Raw genomic sequence first — 15,057 nt, 5'->3', positions numbered from 1 at the left:
TCACTCCACCGTGACGCTCTTGGCCAGGTTACGAGGCTTGTCCACATCCGTCCCCCGCGCGCAGGCCGTGTGGTAGGCCAGCAGCTGCAGTGGCACCACGTGCAACAGCGGCGAAAGCGCGCCGTAGTGTTCGGGCATGCGGATCACGTGAAGGCCTTCGGCGCTTTCGATGTGGGTGTCGGCGTCGGCCAGCACGTAGAGCACACCGGCGCGGGCGCGCACTTCCTGCATGTTGCTCTTGAGCTTTTCCAGCAGCGCGTCGTTGGGCGCCACGGTCACCACCGGCATGGCGCTGGTCACCAGGGCCAGCGGGCCGTGCTTGAGTTCGCCTGCCGGGTACGCCTCGGCGTGGATGTAGCTGATTTCCTTGAGCTTGAGCGCGCCTTCGAGCGCAATGGGGTAGTGCAGGCCCCGGCCCAGGAACAGGGCGTTCTCCATGCGGGCGAAGTCTTCGGCCCAGCTGATGAGCTGCGGCTCCAGCGCCAGCACGGCCTGCAGGGCCACGGGCAGGTGGCGCATGGCTTTGAGGTGCTCGGCCTCTTGCGCTTCGGTCAGGCGCCCCTTGCTTTGGGCCAGCGCCAAGGTCAGCAGGAACAAGCCCGCGAGCTGCGTGGTGAAGGCCTTGGTGCTGGCCACGCCAATCTCAACCCCGGCGCGGGTGATGTAGGCGAGCTTGCACTCACGCACCATGGCGCTGGTGGCCACGTTGCAGATTGTGAGCGTGTGCTGCATGCCTAGGCTCTGCGCGTGGCGCAGCGCGGCCAGGGTGTCGGCGGTTTCGCCGCTTTGGCTGATGGTGACGACCAGAGTGCGCGAGTTGGGCACGCTGGTGCGGTAGCGGTATTCGCTGGCCACTTCCACCTGGGTGGGAATGCCCGCGATGTCTTCCAGCCAGTACTTGGCGGTGCAGCCGCTGTAGTAGCTGGTGCCGCAGGCCAGGATGAGGACGTTGTCGATCTCCTTGAACACGCGCCACGCGGCCGCGCCGGGCTCGCCGTGCAGGCCTGCGCCGTCAAACAGCTCGGGCACGATGCCTTCCACGCCTTCGAGCGTGTCGGCAATGGCGCGCGGCTGCTCGAAGATTTCCTTTTGCATGTAGTGGCGATACGGGCCCAGCTCGGCCGCGCCGCTGTGGGCCAGCACAGTGCGCACGGGGCGCTCGGCAGGCGTCAGCGCCTGGCGCGTGGCCGCACCCTGGGCCACGATCCAGTAGCGGCCCAGTTGCAGGTCCACCAGGTCACCCTCTTCCAGATAGACGATCTGATCGGTCACACCCGCCAGGGCCATGGCATCGCTGGCCAGGAAGTGCTCGGAGCCGTCTTTGCCTACGCCCAGGATGAGCGGCGAGCCAGCGCGTGCGCCCACCACGCGGTGGGGTTCGTCCTTGTGGATTACGGCGATGGCGTAGGCGCCGTGCAGCTGTGCCACAGCGGCCTGCACCGCTTCAAACAAGTCGCCCTGGTAGAGGCTGTCCACCAGGTGGGCGATGACTTCGGTGTCCGTCTGGCTCACAAACACGTAGCCGCGCGCCTGCAGGGTGGCGCGCAGTTCTTCGTGGTTTTCGATGATGCCGTTGTGCACCAGCGCCACACGGCCTGGCTGGCTGGCGGCATCGCCCGTGCCGTGGCTGAAATGCGGGTGGGCGTTGTGCATGGCCGGTGCACCGTGCGTGGCCCAGCGGGTGTGGGCGATGCCGGTCGCGCCGTCCAGGTGCTCGGCGGTCACTTGTTCCAGCAGTTCGGCCACGCGGGCGGTGCTGCGGGCGCGCTGCAGGCCACCCTGGGGCGTGCCGTTGCGCGACGCATCAAGGCTGGCGGCGTGCACTGCCACACCGCAGGAGTCATAGCCGCGGTATTCGAGCCGTTGCAGGCCCTGCACAAGGATGGGAACGATGTTGCGCGTGGATACCGCGCCGACGATGCCGCACATGGATGGTGCCTCCGATAAAACCAATGCGACGGATGGTAGGCAGGCGCCGGAGAAATATGCAGTTGATTTTTTATAGAAAGTGAAATTTAATTTCTACACATATCTGTACAGAAATAATATTTCACAATCAACTTTTTTATGGAATCAATCACCCTCGATGCCATCGACCTGCAACTGCTGGACTTGCTGCAGCACGATGCCGCCCAAAGCAACCAGGCCTTGGCCGAGCGGGTGCATGTATCGCCCCCCACCTGCCTGCGGCGCGTGAAGCGGCTGCACGATGTGGGCCTGATCGAGCGGCAGGTGGCCCTGCTGCAGCCCGACCGGCTGGCCGCCGTGCAAGGCCATGGGCTGGCCTGCCTTGTGGAAGTGAGCCTGGACCGCCAGAGCGCCGAGGCGCTGGACGCCTTTGAAGCCCGCGCCGTGGCCGACGCCGAGGTGCAGCAGTGCTGGCGCGTGTCGCCGGGGCCGGACTTTGTGCTGGTGGTGCACACGCGCGATATGCCAGGCTACTTGGCGCTGTCGCAGAGGCTGTTCACCGCCGATGCGAATGTGCGCAATGTCAAGGCGTTCTTCAGCACCAAGCGGGCAAAATTTGAAACAAAAGTGCCGCTAGCGCTCAACCCATAAGCGCCAGCAGCTATCTTTTCAATAGCAAATCAAGCTGCCGCCGCAGGCCACTCCACCCGCACCGTGCAGCCCTGCCCCAACGCCGCCGTGGCCGTGATGTGGGCACCGTGGCGCTCGGCAATGGTGCGGCACACGGCCAGGCCTGCGCCCACGCCGTCAAATTCGGTTTCGCGGTGCAGGTGCTGGAAGATGCCGAACAGGCCTGCAGCGCGCTCGGGGTTGAAGCCCGCGCCGTTGTCTTGCACTTCCCACGCCACCCAGCCTGCGCCGCGCTCTGCGGGCACGGTGCGCACCGCCATGCTGGGGGCTGGCTGGTGCTGGCTGAACTTGACGGCGTTGCCCAACACCTGCACCAGCAGCTCGTGCAGCAGGGCTGGGTCGGCCTGCAGGGTGGGCAGGTCGGCGGCCACGCTCCATTGCGCGGCCTCTGCCGTGGGCAGCGCGGCACGGGCTTTTGCTACCGCGGCAGCCAATGCCACCGGCTGCAGGTGCAGCGGCGCACGCCCCACGCGCGACAAGGCCAGCAGCCCGTCCAGCATCTGTGCCATGCGGCGGGCCGATTGCTCCATGGTGCCGACGAACTCTTGCGCCTCTTGCAGCGGCGGGCTTTGCTGCACATCGGCGGGCAGGTCGCCCAGCACCTCGCGCACCAGCTTGCCGTACGACGTGATGTGGCGCAGCGGCGCTCGCAGGTCGTGCGAGACCACGCGCAAAAACTCTTCCTGCGCAGCCGCCATGTCGGCCACCTGCTGCTGGCTGGCGGCCAGCGCGGCGCGCAACTGCTCAGGTGTGAGGTCGGGGGTCATGTCTTCGTCAAGCATGGCGCTCGGCTCGCAGCTTCTCAAGCCTTCGGCTGCTTCTTGGGTCTTTGCCAATTGGCAATGCTGACCTGTTTGCCACGTGCCACGCTCAACGCACCGGGCGGCGTGCTCTTGCTGATGGTGCTGCCGCCGCCCACTGTGCCACCGGCGCCAATGGTCACGGGCGCTACCAGCACGCAGTTGCTGCCGATGTGCACATCGGCCTCAATCACCGTGCGGTGTTTGTTGGCGCCGTCGTAGTTGGCGGTGATGCTGCCTGCGCCGTAGTTCACGCGCTCGCCCACCGTGGCGTCGCCCAGGTAGGCCAGGTGGTTGGCCTTGGCACCATCGGCCAGCGTGCTGTTCTTCACTTCCACAAAGTTGCCGATGTGCACTTCGCGGCCCAGTTGCGCGCCGGGGCGCAGGCGGGCAAAGGGACCGATCAAGGCGCCCTCGCCCACGGTAGCTCCGGCTTTTTCGCCGTCGATGTGGGTGTAGGGGTGGATGACTGCGCCCGCCGCGATGCGTGCATTGGCAATGCAGCAGTTGGCACCAATGCTCACGCCCTCGCCCAGCTCCACGCGGCCGGTAAAGACGCAGTTCACATCGATTTCTACATCCTGCCCGCAGACCAGCTCGCCGCGCACGCCGGTGCGGGTGTCGTCGCGCAGGTCAAAGCGGGCCGGGTCGGCCAGGCGCACGCCCTGCTCCATTAAGGCGCGGGCCTGGCGCAGCTGGTGGGCACGCTCCAGCTCGGCCAGTTGCAGGGGGCTGTTCACGCCCGCCACCTGCAGGGCATCGGTGATGCGGTGGGCCACCACGGGCACGCCGTCGGCCACGGCCATGGCGACCACGTCGGTCAGGTAGTACTCGCCCTGGGCGTTGTGGTTCGTCAGCCGCGCCAGCCAGGGCGTGAGCAGGCGCGCGGGCACGGCCATGATGCCGCTGTACACCTCGGTGATGGCGCGTTGCGCATCGCTGGCGTCTTTGTGCTCGACGATGCCTTGCACGGCGCCGTCGGCATTGCGCACGATGCGGCCGTAGCCGGTGGGGTCGGGCAGCGTGACGGTGAGCAGCGCCAGCCGCTCGCCACCACTGGCGGCCACCAGTGCGCGCAAGGTGTCCGCCTGGGTCAGGGGCACATCACCCGAGAGGACGACCGCCGTGCCATCCGCAGGCAAATGAGGCACGGCCTGCTGCACCGCGTGGCCCGTGCCCAGTTGCGGCTCCTGCCGCACAAACTTCAGATCAAAATGGGCTGTAGCGCCCGTGAATCCTGCGGTAGCCGCTTCCACTTCTGCAGCACCGTGGCCGGTGATGACGATGGCGCTGCGGGCCTGCAGGTGGGCGGCCTGGTCCAGCACATGGTGCAGCAGCGGGCGCCCGGCCAGGCGTTGCAACACTTTGGGGGTGCGGCTTTTCATGCGCGTGCCCTTGCCGGCCGCCATGATGAGGATGTCGAGTGAAGTCATGAAAGCAAATCCGTGGGTGGGGCGCAGCGGGCAGCCGCCGCGCGGGTTGCCGCCGATTATCGGGGCTGGCCCGCCACGCGTTGGCCCGCTATGTAAACAATAGCTGCCTGCGCTTTTGCAGCGGGTGCCGCAGGCACTTTTTGTGTGATATGGCGGCGCTAAAGCACCGCGCTACAGCAGGGGCAGCAGCCGGGGTGGCCGGTCGTAATACTCGGCAATGCGCGCCAGCGCCCGGGTGTTGAGCATGCGCAGCCGCCCGTTCTTGAGTTCGTGCAGACCCAGGGCCGACAGGCGCCGCAGCGTCTTGTTGGTGTGCACCAGCGAGAGCCCCAGCGCATCGGCAATGTGCTGCTGGTTGAGCGGGAATGCGACCGAGCCGTCCTCCACCAGCCCGATGCGTTCCATGCGCCGGTACAGGTGCATGAGCAGCATGGCCACGCGCTCGGTGGCGTTGCGCCGGCCTGCCGTGAGCAGGTGGTCGTCCACATGGCCTTCTTCGTGCGCCGACAGCCAGGTGATGTCATAGCCCAGACGCGGGTGCTCGCGAAACAGCGTCCATAGGCCATCGCTGGGGAACACGCACAGCGTGCAATCGGTAAGCGCCTCCACCCCATGCATCGAGGCATCGCCAAACTCTTGCTGCAAGCCCACCAGGTCGCCGGGCAGCAAGAAGTTCAGGATCTGGCGCCGCCCGTCGCTGAGCGTTTTGTAGCGAAACGCCCAGCCCGAATACAGCGTGAAAAGGCGGGCATTGGCCTGGTTTTCATGCACCACAGCGCCGCCTGCGGGCACCGTGGCCGTGTCTGCCCGAAAGCGCTGGATAAAGTCCAGCTGCTCGGGCTGGACAGGGGTGAACGCCCCCGTGCGCCGCAGCCTGCAAGCATCGCAGGCGGGGGGACAAGCGGAGGTGGGAAGGGTGGCGTTCATGGTGGCGCCATTCTATGGATGCGACCGACGGTGCTAGCCCGCGCGCTGTGGGCATGGGCACCACAAATGCCGCCGGCGCTATGTCTTAGTACATTGCGGCACGGCCAGGGGCCGTCTAGTATTGGGCCGCTCTTATGAACACCGCACTCTACGAAGTCCTCTATGTGAGCACCCTCGCCCCCGACCAACCGCTGCAGGTGGTGGCCGAGATTGCAGCCCACGCCCGCCCGGCCAATGCCGCGATGGACATTACCGGCCTGCTGATTTTTGACGGCCAGCGTTTTTGCCAGCATCTGGAAGGACCGCAGAAGGCGGTGCTCAAACTGATGGAGCGCATCCGCGACGACACACGCCATGTGAACGTGGAAGTGGTGCACCACGGCCTACTGCAGGCGCGGCGGTTTCGGGAGTTCAGCCTGGCATTCAGCACCGTAGAGGACGAAGAGGCCCTGGCGCGCATGGAGCAACTGGACGGGCAAGCAGCGCTGGCCGCCTTCGACGTGTTGCGCGAATCGCTGGTGCTGTGAGCCGACGCCATCTGCACCAGCCGCATCAAAAGCTATTATTTTGATAGCTACTGGCGCTTGATAGTCAAGCGCTGCAGCCGCTTTTCATGCAAACCTCCTTTTCGCCGGGCGCTGCGGTAGCCATCACCCGGCCCAGGGCAAATCCTGCCAACCCCGCACCCAGCCGCCCCGCCACTGCCGTGACCTGGACCGCAGCTGCGCCTACGGCCCGCCCAGCGCCAGCCAACGCTCGCACAAGCTCTTGCAAGGGCTGCACCACGCCCAACTCCCAATCGCGGGCGGCGCGGGTGCGTGCTTGGTGGCGGTGCGGCTGCGGGGCCACATGGTCCCACCGGAAGAGCACGGGCGCGTCGCGCTCCCCCGGCAATCCCCAGGGTTCCAGCACCACATGCTGGCCCACGGCAACGGCGATCGCATCGCCCGCCTGCAGTACCAGGTCTTGCGCGGGCGCTGCACCGGTCAACCAGACCCGGCCCCGGGCAATGCGCAACACCCCCGACTCACGCGGCTTGAGCGACAACGCCCGCCCGGGTGCCAGGCGCCAGCACCCCGCTGCCGCGCGGCGGTGCACCGAAGGCTGCGCGCAGGGTTGCAGTGGGGGAACAAGGGGGCGGGCTGGCATGGTCGGCTCCTAAATGAAAGAGTGGTCTAGGGATCCTCTGCATGCATCGAGCTGGCCAAGGGTGCGCTGCGGATCGGGATGGGCTGCAAGGCGCAAAACGCAGCAGACCGCCCGAGACCGCAGATGCACACGGCGCGGTGGTTTGTGCAGAGGGTCCATAGGCCCGCATCGTGCGCGCGCGGGCCTGCACAGTCCAATGACAACGCGCTACCCTATTGATTCCGATAGTGCATCAATCACACCCCATGACTCCTGCCGAAAACGCCCCCGCCATCGTCCGCACCCGGGCTGTTGCCACCGGCCACTGGCGCGCCTTTCTGGCCGTGGCCAAGCACCTCAACTTCCGCGCGGCGGCGGATGAATTGGCGCTCACCCAGTCGGCGGTCAGCCGGCAGATCCAGGCGCTGGAAGACGAGGTGGGCGTGCCTTTGTTCCTCCGCCACACGCGTGCGGTGGAGCTGACCAGCGCCGGGGCACAGCTGCACCGCGCCGTGGGGCCGGCCATTGAGCGCATGGACGCCGCCGTGCGGCTGGTGCGCCAGACGGCCGGGCGGCGCAGCGTGGCCATCACCACCTGGGCCAGCTTTGCATCGATGTGGCTCATCCCCCGGCTGGAGGAATTCCAGCGCGACCACCCCGGTATCGACATTCGCATTGATGCCAGCGACGCGCAGCTGGACCTGGACACCTCGGACGTGGACCTGGCACTGCGCTACAGCGTGCCCGGCCCCGCCACGCAAGGCGGCATGCGCCTGTTTGGCGAGCAGCTGGCCGTGGTGGCCAGCCCCTGGCTGCTCAAAGGCAAGCCCGAGCTGCGCACACCGGCCGACGTGGCACAGTTCACCCTGATCGAGGCCAGCGACGCGCACCGCTCCGCCCACCTGGAATGGCTGAGCTGGCGGCGCTGGCTGGACATCCACGGCGTGGACAAGCTGCAGCCCGAGCGCTGGCTGTATTTCAACTACGCGCACCAGATTGCCCAGGCCGCCCTGAGCGGCCAGGGGCTGGCGCTGTCGCGCATGCCCCTGATTGCCGACGCGCTGGCAGCGGGGGACCTGCTGGAGGTGCTGCCCCAGCACCGCATCGACACCCCGCTGGCCTACTGGCTCATGGTGGGCCCACGCAGCGCACAGCGCCCCGAAGTCAAGGCGTTTTGCACCTGGCTGGCGGCGCAGGCTGAAATCACGCGAGCGGCCATTGGCGATGGACCCGACCCCGACACGCAAGACCACCTCGACTGAAAACACCCGTGAAAACACCAGTCGCCGCCGCAGCCACTCGGGGGACACTTTGCCTTGGCCAAGCTCAGAGCCCCCGCAACACCCGCTGGCACCCTGCCGGGGCACCCCGCTGACCACGGCCCACCCCTGCCGCCACCATGCACCCGATCGAGGCCCCCAACGACAACTTTCGCCTGCTGATACGCCAGGCGTCGGCCTTGTGCGTGCTGGTGCACAGCCTGTACATCGCGCTTTTTGTGTGGGCCCAAGTCAATGCCCTGGCCGGGCTGAATGTGGCCAGCGTGCTCACCCATTGCACGGCGTTCTGGCTGTCGCGCACCGACCGCCACGTCAGGGCCGCATCCCTGGTGCTGATCGCCGAGATCACCGTGCACGCCATTGCCGCCACGGTGGTCATCGGCTGGGAGGCGGGCTTTCATTACCTGATGCTGCCCGTGGTGCCGGTGGCCATGCTGTCATCCAGCGAACACCGGATGACCAAGAACGCCATTGCGCTGTGCCTGTCTGCCATCTACCTGGGCCTGGACGGCTGGAGTGACACGAACCCACCGCAGTACCTGCTGGACGACACCGTGCTGGACTTGCTGCGCTACCAGAACATCGTCACGCTGCTGCTGGCCTTCATCGTCCTCTCGCGCGGCTACTACAACATGGTGACCCAGGCGCAGGCCGCGCTGGCCAAGGAAGCGTCCACCGCCCCCTCACTGGCGCCGTGAACCGCCGCCGCCTGATGGACATGGGGCACAGCGAAATGGCAAAGCAGCAGCGCGGCGAGCCGCCCCTGGCCCTGCTGCTGTGTGACCTCGACCACTTCAAGCGCATCAACGACACCCACGGCCACCGCGCGGGGGACCTGGTGCTGCAGGATTTTTACCGCCGCGCGCTGGGGGTGACCCGATCCACCGACACGATCTGCCGCTGGGGCGGCGAAGAGTTTCTGATTTTGCTGCCAGATACCCCCACCGCAGGGGCCCACGACCTGGCAGAGCGCCTGCACCAGGCCGTTGTCACCACCCCGTTCAGGGTGGGTTCAGGCAAAGTGCTGCATGTGACGGTGACCATCGGCGTGGCCACCGTGCGCGCCAGTGAAGACTTGCTGGACGCAGTGCACCGCGCAGATGCCGCGCTGTACCAGGGCAAGCAGCAAGGGCGCAACCAGGTCGTGCTGAGCCAGGCGCCCACGGGGCAGGATGCGCGGCCCGAGCGGGCGCGCAGCCCTGCCATGCGGCAGGACTGAGCCCGCCCAAAAACGCGGGTCAGCCCAGCGTCACGCGGGCAAACTTGCGCTTGCCCACTTGCACGACATAGGTGCCCGCCTCCAGCTTCAAGCCCTTGTCGCTGACCACACTGCCATCCACACGCACGCCGCCGCCGTCGATCAAACGGTTGGCCTCGCTGGTCGATGGCGCCAGATTGGCCTGCTTGAGCAAGGCGCCAATACCCAGAGGCGCGCCGGACAACGCCACATCAGGAATATCGTCGGGCACGCCGCCCTTGCTGCGGTTGATGAAGTCTTGCTCGGCCGCATCGGCCGCTGCAGCGCTGTGGAAGCGGGCCGTGATCTCCTTGGCAAGCGCCACCTTCGCATCCTTGGGGTTGCGCCCGGCCGCCACTTCGACCTTGAGCGCGGCGATCTCGTCCAGGCTCTTGAAGGACAACAAGGTGTACCAGTCCCACATCAGGGTGTCCGAAATCGACAGCACCTTCGCAAACATGGTGTTGGCGTCTTCGGTGATGCCGATGTAGTTGTTCTTGGACTTGGACATCTTGTCCACACCGTCCAGCCCCACCAGCAAAGGCATGGTGAGCACGCACTGCGGCTCCTGGCCATATTCCTGCTGCAAATGGCGGCCCATTAGCAGATTGAACTTCTGGTCCGTGCCGCCCAGCTCCAGGTCGCTCTTCAGGGCCACAGAGTCATAACCCTGTAGCAGCGGGTAGAGGAATTCGTGCAGGCTGATCGAGCTGCCATCGGTGAAGCGCTGGTGAAAGTCGTTGCGCTCCATCATGCGGGCCACCGTGTACTTGGCCGACAGCTGGATCATGCCGCGCGCGCCCAGGGCGTCGCACCACTCGCTGTTGTAGCGAATTTCCGTGCGCGCCGGGTCCAGCACCTTGGCGGCCTGGGTGTAATAGGTTTCGGCGTTGAACTTGATCTGCTCGGGCGTGAGCGGCGGGCGCGTGCTGTTGCGGCCAGAAGGATCACCGATCAGCGTCGTGAAATCGCCGATCAGAAAAATCACCTGGTGGCCCAGATCCTGCAGCTGCCGCATCTTGTTGAGCACCACCGTGTGACCGATGTGGATGTCGGGTGCCGTGGGGTCCAGACCCAGCTTGATACGCAGGGGTTTGCCCGTGGACTCGGAGCGCGCCAGCTTCTTGGCCCACTCGTCCTGCGGCAGCAACTCTTCCACACCCCGCAGCGAGACTTCCAGGGCCTTTCGTACACCATCGGACAGCGGGCTTGTTGTAACAGCAGATTGATTCATAAGGGTTTTTTTCGATGTCTGGGGATCGCGCGCCGCTATACTCGGGCTCCATTGCAAAGGCGGATTCTAGTAGGGCCGCCGTTTCGGCACTGGATTCACCGGCCGAAATTTGCCTTGTATCCATCTCAGTGCCTCCACGTGCCGCCGAGCCATCCGCTCCCGGCTCAGACGTTGACACACCAATTCTGGGGATAGAACTTGATTCACGGCTTGACCACCGCCAGCCTGGCTTTGCTTGATCGCCTGTCCCAAACCGCCCAAAAACACCCCAAGCGCATCACCGCTGCAGTGGCCGCTGTGCTGCTGACAGGTGGCGGCGGGGCGTTTGCTGTGGCTTCGCTTGGCCCCGATGCCGCGGACCTGCCCACCAAACTGGTGAGCTATCCGGTTGAATCGCTGGCAGAAAACCTTTCCCTCGAGGCTCTGGAAGCACCAGGCTTCTCGCTGTACCGGTCTGAGCAGACCCGCAGCAGTGACACCGCTGAATCGCTGCTGCAACGCATGGGCGTTGCCGATCCAGCCGCGGCGGCATTCTTGCGCGCTGACAACACGGTGCGCCAAAACTTGCTGGGCCGTGCGGGCCGCCTGGTTTCCGCAGAAACCACGGACGACCATAGCCTGGTACGCCTGACTGCACGTTGGGCCACCGACGACAGCGGCACCTTCCGCCGACTGGTGGTTGAACGCAAGGGCGAAGGCTTCGCCTCCCGCATCGAAACTGCCCCCCTCACCAAAGGCACCCGCCTGGCTGGTGGCGTGATTCGCAGTTCATTGTTTGCAGCCACAGACGCCGCCAACATTCCCGATGCCGTTGCCGTGCAAGTGGCGGAAATCTTCTCCGGCAACATCGATTTCCACCGCTCCCTGCGCAAGGACGACCGCTTCGCCGTAGTTTACGAAACACTGGAAGCCGATGGCGAGCCGCTGCGCACCGGCCGCGTGTTGAGCACCGAGTTCCGCAACAACGGCAAGACCTATGAAGCCGTGTGGTTCCAGGAACCCGAGGCATCCAAAGGCGCCTATTACACCCTGGAGGGTGAAAGCATGCGCCGCGCGTACCTCGCCTCTCCCGTCGAATTCTCTCGAGTGACCAGCGGCTTCAAGATGCGGATGCACCCGATCCTGAAAACCTGGCGCGCACACCTGGGCACCGACTATGCAGCCCCTACAGGCACCCCGGTGCGCACGGTGGGTGATGGCGTGGTGGAGTTTGCAGGGGTACAGAACGGTTTTGGCAACGTGGTCTTCGTCAAGCACCGCAACCAGCACGTGACTGTGTATGCCCACCTGAGCCGCATTGATGTCAAGAATGGTCAGTCGGTAGAACAAGGCCAAACCGTGGGTGCCGTGGGCGCCACGGGCTGGGCGACCGGACCGCACCTGCATTTTGAGTTCCGCATCAACGGTCAGCACCAGGACCCACAAACCATCGCCCAGCAAAGCGAGGCAGCAGCACCGGTCTCTGCTGCGGCGCGGCCCGCCTTCCAGCGCTTGGCCGCCGCCATGCGCACCCAACTGTCGTCAGCAGACCTGATCCAGCAGGCCAGCGCTCAGTAAAAGTATTCCCCCCGCCTGCGCACGGCCAGCGGGGGAATGAGCCAGACGCCACAACCATGGGTGATCTCTACATCGGACTGATGTCTGGCACCTCGCTGGATGGGGTGGATGCTGTTCTGGTGGACTTTGCCGGAGAACGTCTCCAAGTACTGGAGCACAAATCTGCCCCTTTTTCTGACGAGCTCAAAAGCGAGCTGCTGGCCCTGAACACGTCTGGAGCCGACGAGTTGCACAGAGCTGCACTCGCGGGCAACGCTGTCTCTCGCATCTATGCATCCCTGGTCCAGCAACTGCTGAGTGACCTGCAACTCAACGCTAGTCGAATCAGTGCCCTTGGCGCCCATGGACAAACCGTTCGCCATCGCCCCCAGGAGTTCGACGGCACGGGCTACACACTGCAGTTGCAAAACCCAGCCTTGTTGGCGGAGCTCACCGGCATTCGTGTAGTGGCCGACTTCCGCAGCCGCGACGTCGCGGCCGGGGGCCAGGGCGCACCTTTGGTTCCTGCATTCCACCACGGTGTTTTCCGCAAGCCCAACCAGACGGTGCTGGTGCTCAACATTGGCGGCATCTCCAACATCAGTGTGCTACCAGCGCAAGGACCGGTGATCGGCTTTGATTGCGGCCCCGGCAATGCGCTCATGGACTACTGGTGCCAACAGCACACTGGCGCACCCTACGATGCTCAAGGCCGCTGGGCGGCCCAGGGCACTGTGCACCCGGCCCTGCTGGAAACCTTTTTGAAAGAGCCGTTCTTTCAGAAAGCGCCACCGAAAAGCACCGGAAGGGACTTGTTCAATGTGGCGTGGCTCAACAGCAAGTTGCAGCACTTTGCGGAACTGCGCCCCGCCGATATACAAGCCACTTTGACCGAGCTGACTGCCCAGGCTTGCGCGAACACAGTCAAACAATACGGTGGAGGCGCAACTTTGATGGCAGTGTGCGGTGGCGGCGCGCTCAACAACCACCTGATGCACCGCCTGAAGGACTTGCTGGCCCCTTTACCCGTGGAGCCAACGGATGTGCTGGGCCTGCCTGTGATGCAGGTGGAAGCCTGCGCTTTTGCGTGGCTGGCCCGTCAAACCGTCCTTGGGCAAGCAGGGAACCTTCCAAACGTCACGGGCGCACAAGGCGCCCGTGTTTTAGGGGCCATCTACCCCGCTTGATGCCCTTTTGCAGGGCTTGGCCTGGTCAGGCAGAGAAGCTGGAACCGCAACCACAGGTGGTGGTAGCGTTCGGGTTCTTGATCACAAACTGTGCGCCTTGCAGGTCTTCCTTGTAGTCGATCTCAGCGCCCACCAGATATTGGTAGCTCATCGCGTCGATCAACAACGACACCCCGTTCTTGGTCATGGTGGTGTCGTCGTCATTGGTGATTTCATCGAAGGTGAAACCGTACTGGAAGCCAGAGCACCCGCCGCCCTGCACGAACACGCGCAGCTTCAAATCCGGGTTCCCTTCCTCCGCAATCAGATCCGCAACCTTGGCCGCAGCGCTGTCGGTGAACAGAATCGGCGCGGGCATTTCGGTGGGGACGTTTTCAGCAACTGTACTCATGGGGACTCCGGATTCAGAATTTGCATGCGATGGTACTGCAACACCCCCATGCGCTCAGCTCACTGGTTGTTTGACGCTAGTTTGAGTGGGGGCTTTTCTTCAATCAACACGGCTGCAGGTTGCAACTGACCCGCAATCGTTGCCCCTTGGTGCATCTCCAGCGCCCTGTAGTTCACATTGCCTGTGATGCGCGCCTTGGGCTGCAGTTCCAGCAGCTCCGCGGCGTGCACTGGCCCCACCACCGACCCATTCACGATCACATGGTCAGCATGCACAGCGCCCTCCACTCGGGCCGTTTCGGAAATCACCAAGATGCTGGGTTGCTCGGTCGAAGCACGGATATCACCTACCACATCCCCGTCGATCCGGATTCCTTCTTCAAACAAAACATTGCCTTCGATGCGGGTGCCATGGGCAATCAAGCTTTTGATGGGCGGCTGCTTCTTGCGAGAAAACATTGGAACTCCTCCTCAGACGCCTTTGCGGCGCTCCACTACGAAATCATTGAGACACCGCACCACCACGCCAGACAGCAAACCCCAGCACCAGTGCATTGCACACACGTCCGCAAGCTCCCTCGGCGGACTCAATCCAGATCTACCGCCTGGATTGCCCGAATGGCCTGGCCTTCATAGACACGGGCGGTCACGGTTTTTACCACGACATTCAGAGGCAAAGCGAATACGCCTCCCAAGCGGCGGTACTGGCGAAACTGGATCGCCTGCCCTTCGGGCGGGAAGGCCTGCGTCCAAGGCTTGCCGTTGAGAACACCCGCAAGCACCAATTCCAGGCGCCCTTTGAATTCCGGCGCATTGCGTGCAGCGGCAGCCTGAATGACCAGCACCTGCCACTTCAGCTGCGCACCACCCACCAACTCCGCCTTCAGGCCACGTATGGTGACGCCATCCGATTTGGCCGCAGGAATGAGTTTTTCAAAAAAACCCAGATCGTCTCGCAGGGCGCGATTCTCCGCTTCCAGCTGTTTCACCTGGGCAGTCAAGCGCTCCAGTGTTGCACGATCAGCAGTCAAGAGACTCTCCGCCGTTTGCGACAGCAACTGGGTTTGCTGTGACTGCTCCCGCAATCGATCAATCTCGGCGCGCAGTTGCATCACCTCCTGCCGCGAAGTGGGCTCAAGGCCTGCAATCGACTTGCCAAACTCAAAAGCCCACAAGGCGGTGGCTGCACTCAGGCCCAAAGCAAGCGCCAATACCAGCCAGCGCAGGGGCCACGGCATCGCACTGCGAATGGCCACCCTGGGTGCGCTAATGGTCAACCGCCGACGAAGCAAACGAAAACGCATGTA

At 64.5% G+C, this 15,057-nt stretch carries 16 protein-coding genes; 7 read left to right on the top strand and 9 right to left on the bottom strand.

Annotated features, from left to right (window positions below; translation table 11 throughout):
• On the bottom strand, positions 1–1,929 hold the full coding sequence (glmS, locus tag PQV96_RS03645) for a glutamine--fructose-6-phosphate transaminase (isomerizing) (protein WP_273624628.1): 1,929 nt from the start codon (positions 1,927–1,929) through the stop codon (positions 1–3).
• A gap of 138 nt (positions 1,930–2,067) precedes the next feature.
• Between glmS and PQV96_RS03640 the strand changes: the two genes are divergently transcribed.
• Positions 2,068–2,559 (top strand): Lrp/AsnC family transcriptional regulator, encoded by a 492-nt coding sequence (locus PQV96_RS03640; RefSeq protein WP_273624626.1) that lies wholly within the window; start codon positions 2,068–2,070, stop codon positions 2,557–2,559.
• Between the two features lie 29 nt (positions 2,560–2,588).
• Here the strand turns inward: PQV96_RS03640 and PQV96_RS03635 are convergent, their stop codons facing one another.
• The 3 genes from PQV96_RS03635 to PQV96_RS03625 form a co-directional block, all read right to left on the bottom strand.
• Positions 2,589–3,380, bottom strand: a complete 792-nt coding sequence (locus PQV96_RS03635) for a sensor histidine kinase (RefSeq protein ID WP_273624623.1) — start codon at positions 3,378–3,380, stop codon at positions 2,589–2,591.
• 20 nt (positions 3,381–3,400) lie between these two features.
• A complete protein-coding gene (gene glmU, locus PQV96_RS03630; protein ID WP_273624621.1) occupies positions 3,401–4,831 on the bottom strand; it encodes a bifunctional UDP-N-acetylglucosamine diphosphorylase/glucosamine-1-phosphate N-acetyltransferase GlmU in 1,431 nt (476 codons plus the stop codon).
• Positions 4,832–5,002: 171 nt separating this feature from the next.
• Entirely contained in the window at positions 5,003–5,758 is a 756-nt protein-coding gene (locus PQV96_RS03625) for a Crp/Fnr family transcriptional regulator (protein WP_273624619.1), read from the bottom strand.
• A gap of 134 nt (positions 5,759–5,892) precedes the next feature.
• Between PQV96_RS03625 and PQV96_RS03620 the strand changes: the two genes are divergently transcribed.
• Entirely contained in the window at positions 5,893–6,285 is a 393-nt protein-coding gene (locus PQV96_RS03620) for a BLUF domain-containing protein (RefSeq protein WP_273624617.1), read from the top strand.
• Between the two features lie 64 nt (positions 6,286–6,349).
• Here the strand turns inward: PQV96_RS03620 and PQV96_RS03615 are convergent, their stop codons facing one another.
• Entirely contained in the window at positions 6,350–6,907 is a 558-nt protein-coding gene (locus PQV96_RS03615; protein WP_207374544.1) for a DUF2917 domain-containing protein, read from the bottom strand.
• A 245-nt stretch (positions 6,908–7,152) separates the two neighbouring features.
• On the opposite strand from PQV96_RS03615, the gene PQV96_RS03610 reads away from it, so the two are divergent.
• From PQV96_RS03610 to PQV96_RS03600, 3 genes are all read left to right on the top strand, one after another.
• Positions 7,153–8,148, top strand: a complete 996-nt coding sequence (locus tag PQV96_RS03610; RefSeq protein ID WP_207374543.1) for a LysR substrate-binding domain-containing protein — start codon at positions 7,153–7,155, stop codon at positions 8,146–8,148.
• Positions 8,149–8,285: 137 nt separating this feature from the next.
• Positions 8,286–8,864: a hypothetical protein gene (locus tag PQV96_RS03605; RefSeq protein ID WP_066693851.1), complete on the top strand. Its 579-nt coding sequence runs from the start codon at positions 8,286–8,288 to the stop codon at positions 8,862–8,864.
• A complete protein-coding gene (locus PQV96_RS03600; RefSeq protein WP_066693853.1) occupies positions 8,861–9,385 on the top strand; it encodes a GGDEF domain-containing protein in 525 nt (174 codons plus the stop codon). Before PQV96_RS03605 ends, PQV96_RS03600 begins: the two co-directional genes overlap by 4 nt.
• Positions 9,386–9,404: 19 nt before the next feature.
• On the opposite strand, the gene tyrS is transcribed toward PQV96_RS03600, so the two are convergent.
• Entirely contained in the window at positions 9,405–10,637 is a 1,233-nt protein-coding gene (tyrS, locus tag PQV96_RS03595) for a tyrosine--tRNA ligase (RefSeq protein ID WP_066693855.1), read from the bottom strand.
• Positions 10,638–10,835: 198 nt separating this feature from the next.
• Here tyrS and PQV96_RS03590 point away from each other — a divergent pair, with 198 nt between their 5' ends.
• Complete coding sequence (locus PQV96_RS03590; RefSeq protein ID WP_273624611.1) at positions 10,836–12,194, top strand: M23 family metallopeptidase; 1,359 nt, start codon at positions 10,836–10,838, stop codon at positions 12,192–12,194.
• 56 nt (positions 12,195–12,250) lie between these two features.
• The gene (locus PQV96_RS03585; protein ID WP_207374541.1) at positions 12,251–13,360 is read left to right on the top strand and encodes an anhydro-N-acetylmuramic acid kinase; all 1,110 of its coding nucleotides are present in this window, start codon (positions 12,251–12,253) and stop codon (positions 13,358–13,360) included.
• Positions 13,361–13,385: 25 nt separating this feature from the next.
• Here the strand turns inward: PQV96_RS03585 and erpA are convergent, their stop codons facing one another.
• The 3 genes from erpA to PQV96_RS03570 form a co-directional block, all read right to left on the bottom strand.
• Complete coding sequence (gene erpA, locus PQV96_RS03580; RefSeq protein WP_044396980.1) at positions 13,386–13,751, bottom strand: iron-sulfur cluster insertion protein ErpA; 366 nt, start codon at positions 13,749–13,751, stop codon at positions 13,386–13,388.
• Positions 13,752–13,810: 59 nt separating this feature from the next.
• Positions 13,811–14,209, bottom strand: coding sequence for a bactofilin family protein (locus tag PQV96_RS03575; RefSeq protein WP_044397058.1), 399 nt, complete (start codon positions 14,207–14,209; stop codon positions 13,811–13,813).
• Positions 14,210–14,337: 128 nt separating this feature from the next.
• The gene (locus PQV96_RS03570; protein ID WP_207374540.1) at positions 14,338–15,054 is read right to left on the bottom strand and encodes a DUF6776 family protein; all 717 of its coding nucleotides are present in this window, start codon (positions 15,052–15,054) and stop codon (positions 14,338–14,340) included.
• Positions 15,055–15,057 lie beyond the last annotated feature (3 nt).

It is taken from the genome of Acidovorax temperans, from assembly GCF_028596105.1.
In the GTDB taxonomy this organism is placed as follows: Bacteria; Pseudomonadota; Gammaproteobacteria; order Burkholderiales; family Burkholderiaceae_C; genus Acidovorax; species Acidovorax temperans.
Note: the sequence above shows the minus strand (reverse complement) of the source record. Positions and strands in the feature narration are given on the sequence as shown.

What these genes read in the sequence shown, in the direction of transcription:
- glmS (WP_273624628.1), bottom strand. Translation starts at nt 1,929, where the DNA reads ATGTGCGGCATCGTCGGCGCGGTATCCACGCGCAACATCGTTCCCATC.
- PQV96_RS03640 (WP_273624626.1), top strand. Translation starts at nt 2,068, where the DNA reads ATGGAATCAATCACCCTCGATGCCATCGACCTGCAACTGCTGGACTTG.
- PQV96_RS03635 (WP_273624623.1), bottom strand. Translation starts at nt 3,380, where the DNA reads ATGCTTGACGAAGACATGACCCCCGACCTCACACCTGAGCAGTTGCGC.
- glmU (WP_273624621.1), bottom strand. Translation starts at nt 4,831, where the DNA reads ATGACTTCACTCGACATCCTCATCATGGCGGCCGGCAAGGGCACGCGC.
- PQV96_RS03625 (WP_273624619.1), bottom strand. Translation starts at nt 5,758, where the DNA reads ATGAACGCCACCCTTCCCACCTCCGCTTGTCCCCCCGCCTGCGATGCT.
- PQV96_RS03620 (WP_273624617.1), top strand. Translation starts at nt 5,893, where the DNA reads ATGAACACCGCACTCTACGAAGTCCTCTATGTGAGCACCCTCGCCCCC.
- PQV96_RS03615 (WP_207374544.1), bottom strand. Translation starts at nt 6,907, where the DNA reads ATGCCAGCCCGCCCCCTTGTTCCCCCACTGCAACCCTGCGCGCAGCCT.
- PQV96_RS03610 (WP_207374543.1), top strand. Translation starts at nt 7,153, where the DNA reads ATGACTCCTGCCGAAAACGCCCCCGCCATCGTCCGCACCCGGGCTGTT.
- PQV96_RS03605 (WP_066693851.1), top strand. Translation starts at nt 8,286, where the DNA reads ATGCACCCGATCGAGGCCCCCAACGACAACTTTCGCCTGCTGATACGC.
- tyrS (WP_066693855.1), bottom strand. Translation starts at nt 10,637, where the DNA reads ATGAATCAATCTGCTGTTACAACAAGCCCGCTGTCCGATGGTGTACGA.
- PQV96_RS03585 (WP_207374541.1), top strand. Translation starts at nt 12,251, where the DNA reads ATGGGTGATCTCTACATCGGACTGATGTCTGGCACCTCGCTGGATGGG.
- erpA (WP_044396980.1), bottom strand. Translation starts at nt 13,751, where the DNA reads ATGAGTACAGTTGCTGAAAACGTCCCCACCGAAATGCCCGCGCCGATT.
- PQV96_RS03575 (WP_044397058.1), bottom strand. Translation starts at nt 14,209, where the DNA reads ATGTTTTCTCGCAAGAAGCAGCCGCCCATCAAAAGCTTGATTGCCCAT.
- PQV96_RS03570 (WP_207374540.1), bottom strand. Translation starts at nt 15,054, where the DNA reads ATGCGTTTTCGTTTGCTTCGTCGGCGGTTGACCATTAGCGCACCCAGG.